Origin of the sequence: Anaplasma phagocytophilum str. Webster (assembly GCF_000964685.1) — a bacterium.
Taxonomy (GTDB): domain Bacteria; phylum Pseudomonadota; class Alphaproteobacteria; order Rickettsiales; family Anaplasmataceae; genus Anaplasma; species Anaplasma phagocytophilum.
In genome coordinates this window covers 118,575-136,327 of record NZ_LANS01000001.1, presented here as the reverse complement: position 1 = coordinate 136,327, position 17,753 = coordinate 118,575, and the positions used below count along the sequence as shown (strand labels likewise).

General features: G+C 44.1%; 2 protein-coding genes. Both read left to right on the top strand.

What is annotated here, in order from left to right:
* Positions 1–7: 7 nt before the first annotated feature.
* The gene (locus APHWEB_RS05740) at positions 8–4,441 is read left to right on the top strand and encodes a TrbL/VirB6 family protein (protein WP_011450505.1); all 4,434 of its coding nucleotides are present in this window, start codon (positions 8–10) and stop codon (positions 4,439–4,441) included.
* A gap of 23 nt (positions 4,442–4,464) precedes the next feature.
* Positions 4,465–17,682 (top strand): type IV secretion system protein, encoded by a 13,218-nt coding sequence (locus tag APHWEB_RS00445; protein WP_245265805.1) that lies wholly within the window; start codon positions 4,465–4,467, stop codon positions 17,680–17,682.
* The last annotated feature ends 71 nt before the right edge of the window (positions 17,683–17,753 follow it).

The window sequence follows — 17,753 nt, the reverse complement described above, 5'->3', positions numbered from 1 at the left end:
GCATCATATGCTGTCAAGGTCATTGCTCTTTATAGCGATAGTAGTGCTCTCAAGTTGTGGGGGGACATGTATTGAGCCTGGAGCAGGGGTGAGTAGCTCTAGTCAAGAGGTTCAGGTTCCTGTTTATCCTGATGGAGCTGATCACAAGCGCCCTGTTACGTATTGGGTGCATTCTGGATATCGTGTTGGGGAAAAAGATGAGCTAAAAATTACTGTTGATCGTACGATAGATTTATGTCCCCTAGATACAAAGGCGAAGCCTGTAGCTATAAAGATGTATCCGGAGCATTTTAGCACTCCTAGTACTGAGTTTTATGACACTTACATTGATGTACAAGAAGGGGATCAGCTTAGATTTAGTTCGGTGCTTTATGATCTGAGTTTTCCGGATTGCAAGGAAATTTCTCGTGAGCACAGCCCGGTGATTTTTCACAACAACGAGGTTATCTTTCGAGATGAAGCTTGCAAGAAAACTGTAGCAATAGAGGAGCTGTGTCTTTCTGGTGCGACATCAGAAGTGTTGGGAGATGGCAGTAAAAAGGGTTTGCTACACGTAAAGGATGCAAAGGGAGAGTGTAAAGAGGTTCCAGCTGGTGTGCAGATTCCAAGGGTAGGGGGTAGTATTATTCAGACGCCCAGAATGCAATTCCCGCTTGGTTACATTGGGGTTGTGGATAGCAGTGTATCTGGTGAACTATCTTTTTCTTACAATAATGTGATCACTAATGGCCGTATTCATGATGCACGTGTTCCAAAGATAAACATGTCTCCAAAGCTTGATCAGGAGAGTTGTGAACTGTTGAAGGGGAGTAATATTACTCTGCGGCTATCAAATATTGACTCAATAGATCAGTTAAAGGATCGGGATGCTCATAATAAACATGAGCGTTCTTACACTTATGGAAGTAATAAGGCATTTACCACAGGAAAGAGATTCGGTAAGCCATCAGAAACAGAGGAGGAAAAAAAGCAGAGGGAAAAAGAGGAGAAAATCGCTGCATTATTGTCTGAGTATACAGAGTACGACTTAAATTGTCATTGTGGGTACGTATGCAAGCCGAGTAACCAGGTTGATGACGACTGTATTAGAAGCATAGTGACTGTTATGGATGGGAACGTAGTGTGTCCTACGCAGACGAAATTTAATGGTAAGGATCATGAGGAAGATGCTGGCAATCAGCAGCACAACATTCCAGACATTAGAGGTGACCTGTCGCCAGAAGCTTTTGCAAGAAGTGTATCATCCTTAACGGGGCAGCACTTTGGTCAGAATGTTGCGCAGAAAGACTCAGTTATTAGCGTAGAGAAAGCATATGAACTGGCAGAAGGTGTCATTGCTGTTATAGTTAGTATTGAAAATGGGAAGAAGATTCTTCCAAGTGACATTGCGCAGTACTGTAATGATCATCAGGGAAAGTGTAAGTATTTACCGGAGGGTATTAAGTCTCTAAAAAGTAGTCAGAGCGGTTTGACTTTTGAAAAAGGGAGTCTAAAGCTTGATAGTGATTACATAGCTCCGGGTTCTGGGCGCTTATATTTGGCATATTGGCCGTATTTTGGTGAGTTAGGTAAAAAGGTAAAAGAAAGAAAGGGGAGTGAAGCAGCTGTGGTTGCAGCTTCTGGTAGCTCTTCCCAGAGGGGATTGACTGTTAGTCGTGCTAAGAATTACTCTGAAAATTCTCTGCTTTCAGCACTGGCGCAGAGAAGGTTTTTCTGGAAGCAGGGCATGTCTTCAGGCAGTGGTGGTTTTTTATCTTCTAATGATGCTGGGAATACATATGTTCCTTTGTCACGAGATGAGGGAATTACTACTATAAGTTATTCCGTTGCATCTGCAGCTACGCCTGTTAGTGCAGGAAAACCTGCGTCTGAACGTCGAATTAGTGTAGCACGTACTGGTGAGGATATTGCAGTACAGGGGTTTTATTCACTGAATGTTCATAGAACATGCTACGCTACAAGCGGTCAAAAGCTTTACATGTATATAGGAGATACACCTCCTACTGCGTTACCTGGGAAGCAACAAGGTGCTATACCGCTCGATTTTGAGAAGATAAATTCATCAAAGAGTGATAAAGAAGAGAAGGAATGGAGTTATAAGATAAACTCTGGTGCAGAGAAGCGACAAGGTTATATATACTTCGGGGTAGATGTAGATCCTGGGTATGAAGCGAAGCTGAAACAGGCCAATAATTCAGATAATTACTATGCAGTGCATCTATGGGTGCCGAAATGGACGCCTATTTTTTCCTCATTCTTCAATTTTCTTCAAGGAGTGCTTCTACATGTGCTATACGGCACGGATTTGCCAACTATGGGGCAGGATACTAAAGCTGTAGAAGCTTCGAAGGTCATTGGTAGAGCTATGAGCCCCGAGTATATTGGAATACAAGGTGGTGGGCAGCAGAAAAAAGCAGGGGTAGTGCAACAGATATATAATAATCAGGTGTCAACCAAGCCATTTTGGTTTGCGGTGCGCGCATTACTGGTTTTATATCTGATGTTTTCGGTGTTGGGCTATATCATAGGTATTATCCAAGTAACGAAGCATGACATATTCGTCAGGATAGCAAAGATAGCGCTTATTATTACCTTAGTTTCGCCGGGTAGTTGGAAGTTTTTTACTGAACACTGTTTCAGTATATTTATCCTGGGGATTCCGGACATAATATCTGCGTTCAATGGATATCTAGGAGGAGATTCCTCATTTGCGTTTCTGGATTCCACTTTAGGGATTATGCTCACATCTGAGTTTTGGTTGCGTATGCTTTCGCTGTTTATGGCGGGGCCTGTGGGATGGTTGGCATTTATTGGTATTATATGGGCATTGTTCTCTTTCTTTCTGGCTATGATGAGAGCAATTATATTGTACCTCTTTATTATGGTGGGGCTGGCATTTTTATTAACTTTAGCTCCTATATTCATCACATTTTTGTTATTCCAAGTAACGAAAGGATTGTTCGACGGCTGGCTAAAGATGCTTGTGAATTTTATGTTGCAGCCGATTATACTATTCGCAGCATTGGCATTTCTGAATCAAGTTATCATAACAAGTTTACATGCGGTGACAGATTTTGCTGCATGTGAGTCATGTGCGGTGGGGTTCAATATTTCATCTAAGGATTCCAAAGCTGCACCTGGTCAATCTGATATATGTATTATTCCGGCCCTTCTTCCCATGGGGTATGCGTTCGAATTACCTGTAAGTGACAGAATACGTGAGGGTTTAGCTAGGGGTGATATAGGATTTATGGGCTTACCGTTCAGTATGGCTATGCTCATGGTTTTGATATTAGCTTGTAAAGCTACTAGAGAGTTTGGAGATATTGCTGAAGTTATGGCTCATTCAATATCAGGTAGTATGTCAGGAATGACAGCAGCTGCTGTGGGGGCTACACAAAGTATGCTGAGTGTTGTTGGTCTTGATGATGCGACTCAGCATCTCATTAGAAGTGCTGTTGCCATGGATCCTGTAGCTTCGGATAAAGTCCGCTTTGACGCTGAAGATTCTGTGCAGCCTCGTCATGATGGGGTAAAGGATAATTCTGGCGCTGATTCGCCAGGTAAAGAGGGGTCCGATAGTGTGCAAGGCGCTAGTAATGCGAGAGGAGCTGGTGCAGGTGAAGGGCCAGGTGCTCCTGTTGATAATGACGGCAGTAACGTGGGGAGAAGTGGTGAGGATAACGTTTCTGGTGGTGACAGTGGTGGAGATATTAGGCGGCCTGGGGGTGGATCTTCTGGCAGTATGCAAGCTGGGAGACCGCAGTTCGAGGATTTACTGAGTGATGATCCTGGCATAAATGATAGAGTGAATGCTTTCAGAGAGTATCGTCCAGGGGATGGAGGTGTTGGCGAAGACGACCGAATTTCTGGTTCTACTACGGCAGGGAGTGGTGTCAGTGGTGGTGAAGCAGATGTGGATGCCAGGGTAAGTCATTCCCGAGAATATCGTCCAGGGGACGGAGGTGTTGGCGAAGGTGACGACCGAGTTTATGGTTCTACTACTGCAGGCAGTGGTATCAGCGGTGATGCAGCAGGTATAGATGCTAGGGGAGATCATGCCCGAGAACATCAGCCAGCGGATGTAGGTGTCGGCGAAGGTGCTGATCGAGTTTCTGGTTCTGCTACGGCAGGGAGTGGTATCAGCGGTGATGCAGTAGGTGTAGATGCTAGGGGAGATCATGCCCGAGAACATCAGCCAGCGGATGTAGGTGTCGGCGAAGGTGCTGATCGAGTTTCTGGTTCTGCTACGGCAGGGAGTGGTATCAGTGGTGATGAAGCAGGTGTGGATGCTAGGGGGGATCATGCCCGAGAACATCGCCTGGAGGACGGTGATACCGGTGCGGGAGTAGACAATTCTGATGCTTCTGCAGATGTTAATGGTGATAAGGTCCGTGGTGCCGTGAGGGATGATTTGAAAGATGGGAAGGATGATAAATAGGACCTATCTTGTTAGAGGTAATGGTGGTGATTAGATTTACTCGCAGCAACTTCCTTAGATTACTGGTCATATCATGTTTGTTCATGACTTCGTGTGGGAATGAGGTGCCATTTCCAAGGTGCGTATCAGCAGATAATTTCAATAGCAGCACTACAATTGCGGTTTCTGCTTACTATGGCTCAAGTAATGTTGATGCTTTTAAAGCTGAAAATGGTGAACTAGGTGATGGTTCAGTTCCGGGCTCTAGGAAGCAGATTGTGCGTTGGCAGGACACGGGGTTGGTTACTGATGGTGAAGAGATAGTAGTAAAGGTGGAGGGTGCTTGGATCCCCTGGGAGAAAAATGGTGAAAAGCATAGTCCGACAATGGCTGTAAATGCGGGTATATCACGGCCGACAGACCTTTCTGATGAATTTTATGATTCCGTAGTAGATGTTGACAGAATATGTGGTCCTTATCAGAAATATGAAAAGCAGGTTGGGGGCTGTAGGATGCAGTGTCATGCGATTCCTATGCAGGATCAAGATGGCACTGGACAATATGGTCGTCCATGTTGGCTAGAAAAAGGGTACGGGGCGTATTTGTTGTTTAAAAGACCAAATGATCAGGACCCTAATGCGACAATGGATCTTATCGAGTTTCCCGAATCTCCTACAACACATTTGGCATATGAATCTGCTCATGATGGAGGGGAGGCTATTTATCGTTCTAGCGGACGAATTTATGACGTGAAGTGTCAGGTAGTAAATCCCGAAAGAGGTTGGAAGGTATATGTTAAGATTCTAGATAATTACTATCATGACAATGCGGGTGGTTACAGTCTCGAGTTTACTAAGGGTGTAGTGAGAGGCACAAACACTGATATTTTTGAATCTGTACGCAAACTTGTTAGGGATGAGCTAGATAGTGCAGGGAAGAAGATCTTTCAAAATATTGCCAAAGATAAAGAATACAGGAACTTCGTTTTTGCGCTCATTACCTTGTCTATAGTGCTGACTGCCCTAACATACATATTTGGTATGGTACGCGCGCCACTTACGGATTTGATTGCAAAGCTTCTGAAAATAGTCCTTGTTCTTCTGTTAATTTCTCCGGGTAGTTGGGACTTTTTCTATAACCATTTGCTGAGGCTATTCCTTGAAGGTGTCGATGAGATAATAGCAGTAGTGAATGAATATGCGTTAGGACAGAAAGTGTTCAATAAAAACAACCCGTTTTCATTCATGGACATAATGATAAGGGATAAGATATTTTCTACAGTTGTATGGGAGGCTAAAGCAAGGGCTCTGATTACGGCAGATTGGTCATCTATATTTGCGCTGCTCATTATAATTATAGCGGTACTTTTCTATGTAGGTTTGTGTCTATACGGTTTTGTTATTTATCTTACAGCATTTGTAGGTGTTACCTTCCTCATATCTCTTATGCCTATTTTGTTTGTGGGGATATTGTTTTCTAGGTTCAAAAGTTTATTTGATGGTTGGCTGACGCAGTGTATCAGCTTTTCTATGCAGGCCATTCTGATGTTTACGCTGATAGCGATGTTTGGCACGCTTATTATGCACTATTATTACAGGATTTTTGGTTTTACAGCGTGTTATAATGAGTGGATACACATAAACATTCCCCTTATCATCAATAGAGGGTATTATGAGTGGACTCCGGGACAGAAATACGACACTATAACAATTGGAAAGGGTGGCACCGAGAAGCGGGCATATCCAGAGGCTGGCGCAAGTGCTAGATATACTTTTACCGGTGGTGGTGCAGTCATTAGAGTACCGCCAGATTATAAGGATGAAGATTTTCGATACGTAGACTATCCATTTTTGGATCCAGATACTAAAAGTAAGACGGTTCCTGGTGGTGTAGTGCCGCGAGATGATACCGCTCAGGGGCGTAAATTTCAGAATTTGGCTGCCCTTGTTAATATGTTAGTGGCGTCAGAGAGGGGCAGCTCAATTGCGCGGATAGTTAATAAAATAGAGAAGGAATTGAAGCAGCTAAGGTCGAGTGCTTCAGTTACTGATGGGCATTTAAGTAAATTCGAGGATTTGGTTTCAAAGAAGCGAACAGAAAATCCTCAAGCTAATTGGAGTGACCCAGTCTTCAAAAAACAGCTGCTCGATATATTGATAAGTGAAATTATTGCGAACAATGCGTTTGCAGGCACTCCTTTAAAGGAGTTAGAAGAGCAATACGACTATAGCATCATCAAGAATATCAAGCAAGGCTGGATTGTCATGTGGTCCGAAGTCTTTGGGTTGATACTCATCGCATTTTTGGTATGGCAGATGCGTGCTTTTGTACAGAGTATAGCGGTTGCCCTATCTGGTGGTGGGATGATGTCTAGGACTGTCGCATCGATGTATAATGAGGGGTTTGCTAGGATATTCTCAGGAATACCTGTATTCGGGAGGGTTATAGAAACTGTTGATAGGAGCATTGACGTTGCCAGATTGTTCGCTAGAGCGAAAATAGCAGGTATTGGGTCGGCTATAGCTGAGGCTCCTGAAAAGTTGATTGCTAGAGTGCCTATAGTGGGCGGCACCATTGGTGGAATGGTGAAGGGAATGCGTCATGTTTCAGGAGCGCTGATGTCCTCACACACAGAGGCAGATTTGTATTCCATGAAGTCTATTTCTCCTAGATTTGATTATGCTAGGGCATGGCTTGGAGCGCATTTGGGCTATTCGCCATTGGATGCTCTGCAGTATGTTGGGAAGTTTTCTCTTGCAAAGATGATGGGTAACACCAGCGGAGGATTACTAGACAATATTCGGCAAGACCATGCAAAGGTGATGCAGAACTTACGCACGCTTACTATTGGTGTGGATAAGTACAAGCCGGGAGTATATGTTCCCAAGAGGGATGAAGAAGCTGATAAAAATCCTTTCAGGCGTCCTGATGCTGCTGAGAAGCGCAAGGATGAGGAAGATCGCGCGAAACTCTTCGATGATAATGGGAATTTACATATTCATCGTGGTAATTTCTGGGATGCCGTGGATGCAATGCACGGGCTTGAGGTGATGCGTGGGCAAACTAATGACGATGCAGCAAGGGAGCGTATACAAAGAGATATTGACAGAATAAGAGATGAGATCGTGCGGTTATCCCGCGCGAATTCTTCTGAGATACCGGAATTGCAAGACTTTGTAATGTCTGGAGGAGGGGTTGATTTTGACAGGTTAAGAGACGCTGCTTTAAAGAGGCGAAATGTTGATGAGCGAGATGAGATTAGTGGTGCTGAAGCGGCGCGCCAGGGGGTAGTTTCCCAGGCAGAAGAGAGATCAGTTGCGGATTTGATATCAGGTACTGGTGAGTCTGAGCCGAGTGCGGGAGGGTCTCAAGCGCTTACAGAGGAAAGGATTCAAGGAGGAGAAGGAACAGGCGATCGTGCATTACCTGAAGGCATAGAAGTAGGTGGGCATGAATTAGCTGATTCTGCAAGTGCGTTGCCAGAAAATCAAGAAGGAGGAGTAGATTCCACAGCTGAGGTAGTTTCCCAGGCAGAAGAGAGATCAGTTGCGGATTTGATATCAGGTACTGGTGAGTCTGAGCCGAGTGCGGGAGGGTCTCAAGCGCTTACAGAGGAAAGGATTCAAGGAGGAGAAGGAACAGGCGATCGTGCATTACCTGAAGGCATAGAAGTAGGTGGGCATGAATTAGCTGATTCTGCAAGCGTATCGCCAGAAAATCAAGAAGGAGGAGTAGATTCCACAGCTGAAGTAGTTTCCCAGGCAGAAGAAATCTCAGTTGCGGATTTGATATCAGGTACTGGTGAGTCTGAGCCGAGTGCGGGAGGGTCTCAAGCGCTTACAGAGGAAAGGATTCAAGGAGGAGAAGGAACAGGCGATCGTGCATTACCTGAAGGCATAGAAGTAGGTGGGCATGAATTAGCTGATTCTGCAAGCGTATCGCCAGAAAATCAAGAAGGAGGAGTAGATTCCACAGCTGAAGTAGTGTCCCAGGCAGAAGAAAGCTCAGTTGCGGATTTGATGTCAGGTGCTAGCGATTCTTCTTCGGATGTAAGTTCGGATACTAGTTCGGATAATGGTGATGATGTAAATCATGCACTAAAAGAAGAGAGCAGTGTTACTAATGTCGGAGATATGGAGATTGCAGAGGGGTCTGGAAGTGCATTTTCTGATCCTGAAGTAAGGCAAGGAGGAGACAGATCTGTAGAAGTACCACATGCTGCTAATGCTGCAGGAGTGAGAGTAGAGGATCATTATCACATAGAAGATTTATTGAGTGATGTAGGTGTTTCAGACGGCTCTTTAGAAATAAATTTTGTGCGAGAAGAATCTTCAGAGCTTGGTGTACATGAAGGAGAAGGTAGCAATTATCCTCAAAAGGGGCTTTCGAAAGAGAAACACAAAGGTAGAGGTACTAAGGCGTCTAGTAGCAAGCGTGATGATAAGGATGGGGCGCATTCGGGATCTAAGACAGATGATGATTCAAGTGGCCTTAAAGCGTCGGGAGGTTCAAAAGAAGGAGCGCGTTTTAGAAATAAGTCAGGAAAAGCACCGCCTTCTGGAGATCGTGTTGATAGCGAGGCAATATCTGTAGGAGAAGATGCATTAGAAGCTATAGCATCAGTACCAGAGGCCGAAGCATTAAAAACTGTGGAGATACCAGTAGATAAGGAAGGAGATAAAAGAGATCCTGATGAAGTAAAAGCGGGTAAAAAAAAAGAAGAAAGAGAAGAAATAGGACTGATCGTTCCTAACATTGATCAAAAAGCAGAATTAGAAGGGGATAAAAGCGAAGAAGCGCCTGCTATTTCAGGGATAAAGCAGGATGCTGTTGTAGATTCCAGAATTATAGAAGCATCAAGAGTAGAGGGTAAAGACTATACCGTAGAAGGTAAACCTCTAGCAGAAGCGGCTTCAGCTGATGTGGTGACTGAAGAGAATGTAGTATCTGCAGGTGATGAGGGATTAGATGGTACATTAGGAGCTGAAGTTACAGCTGGAGGAGACGCGTTAGAAGCTACAGCATCGGCACCAGAGGCCGAAGCATTAAAAACTGTGGAGATACCAGTAGATAAGGAAGGAGATAAAAGAGATCCTGATGAAGTAAAAGCGGGTAAAAAAAAAGAAGAAAGAGAAGAAATAGGACTGATCGTTCCTAATATTGATCAAAAAGCAGAATTAGAAGGGGATAAAAGCGAAGAAGCGCCTGCTATTTCAGGGATAAAGCAGGATGCTGTTGTAGATTCCAGAATTATAGAAGCATCAAGAGTAGAGGGTAAAGACTATACCGTAGAAGGTAAACCTCTAGCAGAAGCGGCTTCAGCTGATGTGGTGACTGAAGAGAATGTAGTATCTGCAGGTGATGAGGGATTAGATGGTACATTAGGAGCTGAAGTTACAGCTGGAGGAGACGCGTTAGAAGCTGCAGCATCGGCACCAGAGGCCGAAGCATTAAAAACTGTGGAGATACCAGTAGATAAGGAAGGAGATAAAAGAGATCCTGATGAAGTAAAAGCGGGTAAAAAAAAAGAAGAAAGAGAAGAAATAGGACTGATCGTTCCTAACATTGATCAAAAAGCAGAATTAGAAGGGGATAAAAGCGAAGAAGCGCCTGCTATTTCAGGGATAAAGCAGGATGCTGTTGTAGATTCCAGAATTATAGAAGCATCAAGAGTAGAGGGTAAAGACTATACCGTAGAAGGTAAACCTCTAGCAGAAGCGGCTTCAGCTGATGTGGTGACTGAAGAGAATGTAGTATCTGCAGGTGATGAGGGATTAGATGGTACATTAGGAGCTGAAGTTACAGCTGGAGGAGACGCGTTAGAAGCTGCAGCATCGGCACCAGAGGCCGAAGCATTAAAAACTGTGGAGATACCAGTAGATAAGGAAGGAGATAAAAGAGATTCTGATGAAGTAAAAGCGGGTAAAAAAAAAGAAGAAAGAGAAGAAATAGGACTGATCGTTCCTAACATTGATCAAAAAGCAGAATTAGAAGGGGATAAAAGCGAAGAAGCGCCTGCTATTTCAGGGATAAAGCAGGATGCTGTTGTAGATTCCAGAATTATAGAAGCATCAAGAGTAGAGGGTAAAGACTATACCGTAGAAGGTAAACCTCTAGCAGAAGCGGCTTCAGCTGATGTGGTGACTGAAGAGAATGTAGTATCTGCAGGTGATGAGGGATTAGATGGTACATTAGGAGCTGAAGTTACAGCTGGAGGAGACGCGTTAGAAGCTGCAGCATCGGCACCAGAGGATGCAGCATTAGAAACTCTGGATGTACCTGTATATCAGGAGAAGGATGGTAATACTGCGACGGAACTTCCTAGAGAAGTAGTACCTGAAGCTACCGAGTATGGTACTAAACCTGATGATCAGGAGAAGGATGGTAATACTGCGACGGAACTTCCTAGAGAAGTAGTACCTGAAGCTACCGAGTATGGTACTAAACCTGATGATCAGGATGGTGATAAGGGTGATTTAAGGCCTGAAAGACTGGATCCTGATATAGGGGATGGTAGTGCTATAGAAGATGAGGTTGAGGTTAGATCTTCTAGGAGTAGTGAATCAACTGATAGCGTGCCATCTGAAGTAACTGAACGTGATGCTCAACGTGATGATCAGGAGAAGGATGGTAATACTGCGACGGAACTTCCTAGAGAAGTAGTACCTGAAGCTACCGAGTATGGTACTAAACCTGATGATCAGGATGGTGATAAGGGTGATTTAAGGCCTGAAAGACTGGATCCTGATATAGGGGATGGTAGTGCTATAGAAGATGAGGTTGAGGTTAGATCTTCTAGGAGTAGTGAATCAACTGATAGCGTGCCATCTGAAGTAACTGAACGTGATGCTCAACGTGATGATCAGGAGAAGGATGGTAATACTGCGACGGAACTTCCTAGAGAAGTAGTACCTGAAGCTACCGAGTATGGTACTAAACCTGATGATCAGGAGAAGGATGGTAATACTGCGACGGAACTTCCTAGAGAAGTAGTACCTGAAGCTACCGAGTATGGTACTAAACCTGATGATCAGGATGGTGATAAGGGTGATTTAAGGCCTGAAAGGCTGGATCCTGATATAGGGGATGGTAGTGCTATAGAAGATGAGGTTGAGGTTAGATCTTCTAGGAGTAGTGAATCAACTGATAGCGTGCCATCTGAAGTAACTGAACGTGATGCTCAACGTGATGATCAGGAGAAGGATGGTAATACTGCGACGGAACTTCCTAGAGAAGTAGTACCTGAAGCTACCGAGTATGGTACTAAACCTGATGATCAGGATGGTGATAAGGGTGATTTAAGGCCTGAAAGGCTGGATCCTGATATAGGGGATGGTAGTGCTATAGAAGATGAGGTTGAGGTTAGATCTTCTAGGAGTAGTGAATCAACTGATAGCGTGCCATCTGAAGTAACTGAACGTGATGCTCAACGTGATGATCAGGAGAAGGATGGTAATACTGCGACGGAACTTCCTAGAGAAGTAGTACCTGAAGCTACCGAGTATGGTACTAAACCTGATGATCAGGATGGTGATAAGGGTGATTTAAGGCCTGAAAGACTGGATCCTGATATAGGGGATGGTAGTGCTATAGAAGATGAGGTTGAGGTTAGATCTTCTAGGAGTAGTGAATCAACTGATAGCGTGCCATCTGAAGTAACTGAACGTGATGCTCAACGTGATGATCAGGAGAAGGATGGTAATACTGCGACGGAACTTCCTAGAGAAGTAGTACCTGAAGCTACCGAGTATGGTACTAAACCTGATGATCAGGAGAAGGATGGTAATACTGCGACGGAACTTCCTAGAGAAGTAGTACCTGAAGCTACCGAGTATGGTACTAAACCTGATGATCAGGATGGTGATAAGGGTGATTTAAGGCCTGAAAGGCTGGATCCTGATATAGGGGATGGTAGTGCTATAGAAGATGAGGTTGAGGTTAGATCTTCTAGGAGTAGTGAATCAACTGATAGCGTGCCATCTGAAGTAACTGAACGTGATGCTCAACGTGATGATCAGGAGAAGGATGGTAATACTGCGACGGAACTTCCTAGAGAAGTAGTACCTGAAGCTACCGAGTATGGTACTAAACCTGATGATCAGGATGGTGATAAGGGTGATTTAAGGCCTGAAAGGCTGGATCCTGATATAGGGGATGGTAGTGCTATAGAAGATGAGGTTGAGGTTAGATCTTCTAGGAGTAGTGAATCAACTGATAGCGTGCCATCTGAAGTAACTGAACGTGATGCTCAACGTGATGATCAGGAGAAGGATGGTAATACTGCGACGGAACTTCCTAGAGAAGTAGTACCTGAAGCTACCGAGTATGGTACTAAACCTGATGATCAGGATGGTGATAAGGGTGATTTAAGGCCTGAAAGGCTGGATCCTGATATAGGGGATGGTAGTGCTATAGAAGATGAGGTTGAGGTTAGATCTTCTAGGAGTAGTAAATCAACTGATAGCGTGCCATCTGAAGTAACTGAACGTGATGCTCAACGTGATGATCAGGAGAAGGATGGTAATACTGCGACGGAACTTCCTAGAGAAGTAGTACCTGAAGCTACCGAGTATGGTACTAAACCTGATGATCAGGATGGTGATAAGGGTGATTTAAGGCCTGAAAGACTGGATCCTGATATAGGGGATGGTAGTGCTATAGAAGATGAGGTTGAGGTTAGATCTTCTAGGAGTAGTGAATCAACTGATAGCGTGCCATCTGAAGTAACTGAACGTGATGCTCAACGTGATGATCAGGAGAAGGATGGTAATACTGCGACGGAACTTCCTAGAGAAGTAGTACCTGAAGCTACCGAGTATGGTACTAAACCTGATGATCAGGATGGTGATAAGGGTGATTTAAGGCCTGAAAGGCTGGATCCTGATATAGGGGATGGTAGTGCTATAGAAGATGAGGTTGAGGTTAGATCTTCTAGGAGTAGTGAATCAACTGATAGCGTGCCATCTGAAGTAACTGAACGTGATGCTCAACGTGATGATCAGGAGAAGGATGGTAATACTGCGACGGAACTTCCTAGAGAAGTAGTACCTGAAGCTACCGAGTATGGTACTAAACCTGATGATCAGGATGGTGATAAGGGTGATTTAAGGCCTGAAAGGCTGGATCCTGATATAGGGGATGGTAGTGCTATAGAAGATGAGGTTGAGGTTAGATCTTCTAGGAGTAGTGAATCAACTGATAGCGTGCCATCTGAAGTAACTGAACGTGATGCTCAACGTGATGATCAGGAGAAGGATGGTAATACTGCGACGGAACTTCCTAGAGAAGTAGTACCTGAAGCTACCGAGTATGGTACTAAACCTGATGATCAGGATGGTGATAAGGGTGATTTAAGGCCTGAAAGGCTGGATCCTGATATAGGGGATGGTAGTGCTATAGAAGATGAGGTTGAGGTTAGATCTTCTAGGAGTAGTGAATCAACTGATAGCGTGCCATCTGAAGTAACTGAACGTGATGCTCAACGTGATGATCAGGAGAAGGATGGTAATACTGCGACGGAACTTCCTAGAGAAGTAGTACCTGAAGCTACCGAGTATGGTACTAAACCTGATGATCAGGATGGTGATAAGGGTGATTTAAGGCCTGAAAGACTGGATCCTGATATAGGGGATGGTAGTGCTATAGAAGATGAGGTTGAGGTTAGATCTTCTAGGAGTAGTGAATCAACTGATAGCGTGCCATCTGAAGTAACTGAACGTGATGCTCAACGTGATGATCAGGAGAAGGATGGTAATACTGCGACGGAACTTCCTAGAGAAGTAGTACCTGAAGCTACCGAGTATGGTACTAAACCTGATGATCAGGAGAAGGATGGTAATACTGCGACGGAACTTCCTAGAGAAGTAGTACCTGAAGCTACCGAGTATGGTACTAAACCTGATGATCAGGATGGTGATAAGGGTGATTTAAGGCCTGAAAGGCTGGATCCTGATATAGGGGATGGTAGTGCTATAGAAGATGAGGTTGAGGTTAGATCTTCTAGGAGTAGTGAATCAACTGATAGCGTGCCATCTGAAGTAACTGAACGTGATGCTCAACGTGATGATCAGGAGAAGGATGGTAATACTGCGACGGAACTTCCTAGAGAAGTAGTACCTGAAGCTACCGAGTATGGTACTAAACCTGATGATCAGGAGAAGGATGGTAATACTGCGACGGAACTTCCTAGAGAAGTAGTACCTGAAGCTACCGAGTATGGTACTAAACCTGATGATCAGGAGAAGGATGGTAATACTGCGACGGAACTTCCTAGAGAAGTAGTACCTGAAGCTACCGAGTATGGTACTAAACCTGATGATCAGGATGGTGATAAGGGTGATTTAAGGCCTGAAAGGCTGGATCCTGATATAGGGGATGGTAGTGCTATAGAAGATGAGGTTGAGGTTAGATCTTCTAGGAGTAGTGAATCAACTGATAGCGTGCCATCTGAAGTAACTGAACGTGATGCTCAACGTGATGATCAGGAGAAGGATGGTAATACTGCGACGGAACTTCCTAGAGAAGTAGTACCTGAAGCTACCGAGTATGGTACTAAACCTGATGATCAGGAGAAGGATGGTAATACTGCGACGGAACTTCCTAGAGAAGTAGTACCTGAAGCTACCGAGTATGGTACTAAACCTGATGATCAGGATGGTGATAAGGGTGATTTAAGGCCTGAAAGGCTGGATCCTGATATAGGGGATGGTAGTGCTATAGAAGATGAGGTTGAGGTTAGATCTTCTAGGAGTAGTGAATCAACTGATAGCGTGCCATCTGAAGTAACTGAACGTGATGCTCAACGTGATGATCAGGAGAAGGATGGTAATACTGCGACGGAACTTCCTAGAGAAGTAGTACCTGAAGCTACCGAGTATGGTACTAAACCTGATGATCAGGATGGTGATAAGGGTGATTTAAGGCCTGAAAGGCTGGATCCTGATATAGGGGATGGTAGTGCTATAGAAGATGAGGTTGAGGTTAGATCTTCTAGGAGTAGTGAATCAACTGATAGCGTGCCATCTGAAGTAACTGAACGTGATGCTCAACGTGATGATCAGGAGAAGGATGGTAATACTGCGACGGAACTTCCTAGAGAAGTAGTACCTGAAGCTACCGAGTATGGTACTAAACCTGATGATCAGGATGGTGATAAGGGTGATTTAAGGCCTGAAAGGCTGGATCCTGATATAGGGGATGGTAGTGCTATAGAAGATGAGGTTGAGGTTAGATCTTCTAGGAGTAGTGAATCAACTGATAGCGTGCCATCTGAAGTAACTGAACGTGATGCTCAACGTGATGATCAGGAGAAGGATGGTAATACTGCGACGGAACTTCCTAGAGAAGTAGTACCTGAAGCTACCGAGTATGGTACTAAACCTGATGATCAGGATGGTGATAAGGGTGATTTAAGGCCTGAAAGACTGGATCCTGATATAGGGGATGGTAGTGCTATAGAAGATGAGGTTGAGGTTAGATCTTCTAGGAGTAGTGAATCAACTGATAGCGTGCCATCTGAAGTAACTGAACGTGATGCTCAACGTGATGATCAGGAGAAGGATGGTAATACTGCGACGGAACTTCCTAGAGAAGTAGTACCTGAAGCTACCGAGTATGGTACTAAACCTGATGATCAGGATGGTGATAAGGGTGATTTAAGGCCTGAAAGACTGGATCCTGATATAGGGGATGGTAGTGCTATAGAAGATGAGGTTGAGGTTAGATCTTCTAGGAGTAGTGAATCAACTGATAGCGTGCCATCTGAAGTAACTGAACGTGATGCTCAACGTGATGATCAGGAGAAGGATGGTAATACTGCGACGGAACTTCCTAGAGAAGTAGTACCTGAAGCTACCGAGTATGGTACTAAACCTGATGATCAGGATGGTGATAAGGGTGATTTAAGGCCTGAAAGACTGGATCCTGATATAGGGGATGGTAGTGCTATAGAAGATGAGGTTGAGGTTAGATCTTCTAGGAGTAGTGAATCAACTGATAGCGTGCCATCTGAAGTAACTGAACGTGATGCTCAACGTGATGATCAGGATGGTGATAAGGGTGATTTAAGGCCTGAAAGACTGGATCCTGATATAGGGGATGGTAGTGCTATAGAAGATGAGGTTGAGGTTAGATCTTCTAGGAGTAGTGAATCAACTGATAGCGTGCCATCTGAAGTAACTGAACGTGATGCTCAACGTGATGATCAGGAGAAGGATGGTAATACTGCGACGGAACTTCCTAGAGAAGTAGTACCTGAAGCTACCGAGTATGGTACTAAACCTGATGATCAGGATGGTGATAAGGGTGATTTAAGGCCTGAAAGGCTGGATCCTGATATAGGGGATGGTAGTGCTATAGAAGATGAGGTTGAGGTTAGATCTTCTAGGAGTAGTGAATCAACTGATAGTGTGCCATCTGAAGTAACTGAACGTGATGATCAGGAGAAGGATGGTAATACTGCGACGGAACTTCCTAGAGAAGTAGTACCTGAAGCTACCGAGTATGGTACTAAACCTGATGATCAGGATGGTGATAAGGGTGATTTAAGGCCTGAAAGACTGGATCCTGATATAGGGGATGGTAGTGCTATAGAAGATGAGGTTGAGGTTAGATCTTCTAAGAAAACATTATTGATGCGTAGAGGGCAAATAGATGTATCAGTGGTGTCAACCGCTACAAAGGATATAGCGTCAGAAGCTCTTAAATCCGGCAAAGAAGAGGATGTTGTTCGTGACACGAGTAGTAAGGTTGCTGCACCGATAGAAGACCGAGGTTTGCTGAAGACAGAAAGCGATGTTACTACCGCAGCGCAGAAACAATCAGATACTGATACTTTAGAGCTGTTTTCGGGCACCTCTTCTGATAAGAAAAAAGCTAAAAAAGGAGATGCTGGTAAATCTAAGAAGCGAAAGCCTAAGAGAAAAGAAGGGCAGCCATCAGGTGTCAGCACTCATGAAATATTAAAAGGTCTTTTATCTACTATGACTAGTGAGAATATATCTCATCAAGACAAAAGTTTGCCAGAAAAAGACCAAGAACAAGATGCTTCTAAGGAGACGCATCAGGATGAGAAAAAGAAATCTCAAGAGAAAGAAAGAGAGGAGAAAGCACAAAAACAAAAGAGTAGTATCTCAAAGATGCAGAGAAAGATTAGTAAATTAAAGAGTCGTATCGCACAAGGAAATCTGACAGAAGATGAGATACAAGTTCTGAAGAATAAGATAGCAGAGATAGAAGCTGACATAAATGGGCTTGATAGTTAGAAATAGGGGATAATGATTATGGGTAGCATACTAGCCGTGATATCTGACATACCATGCACTCTTTTGTACCC

What these genes read in the sequence shown, in the direction of transcription:
- APHWEB_RS05740 (WP_011450505.1), top strand. Translation starts at nt 8, where the DNA reads ATGCTGTCAAGGTCATTGCTCTTTATAGCGATAGTAGTGCTCTCAAGT.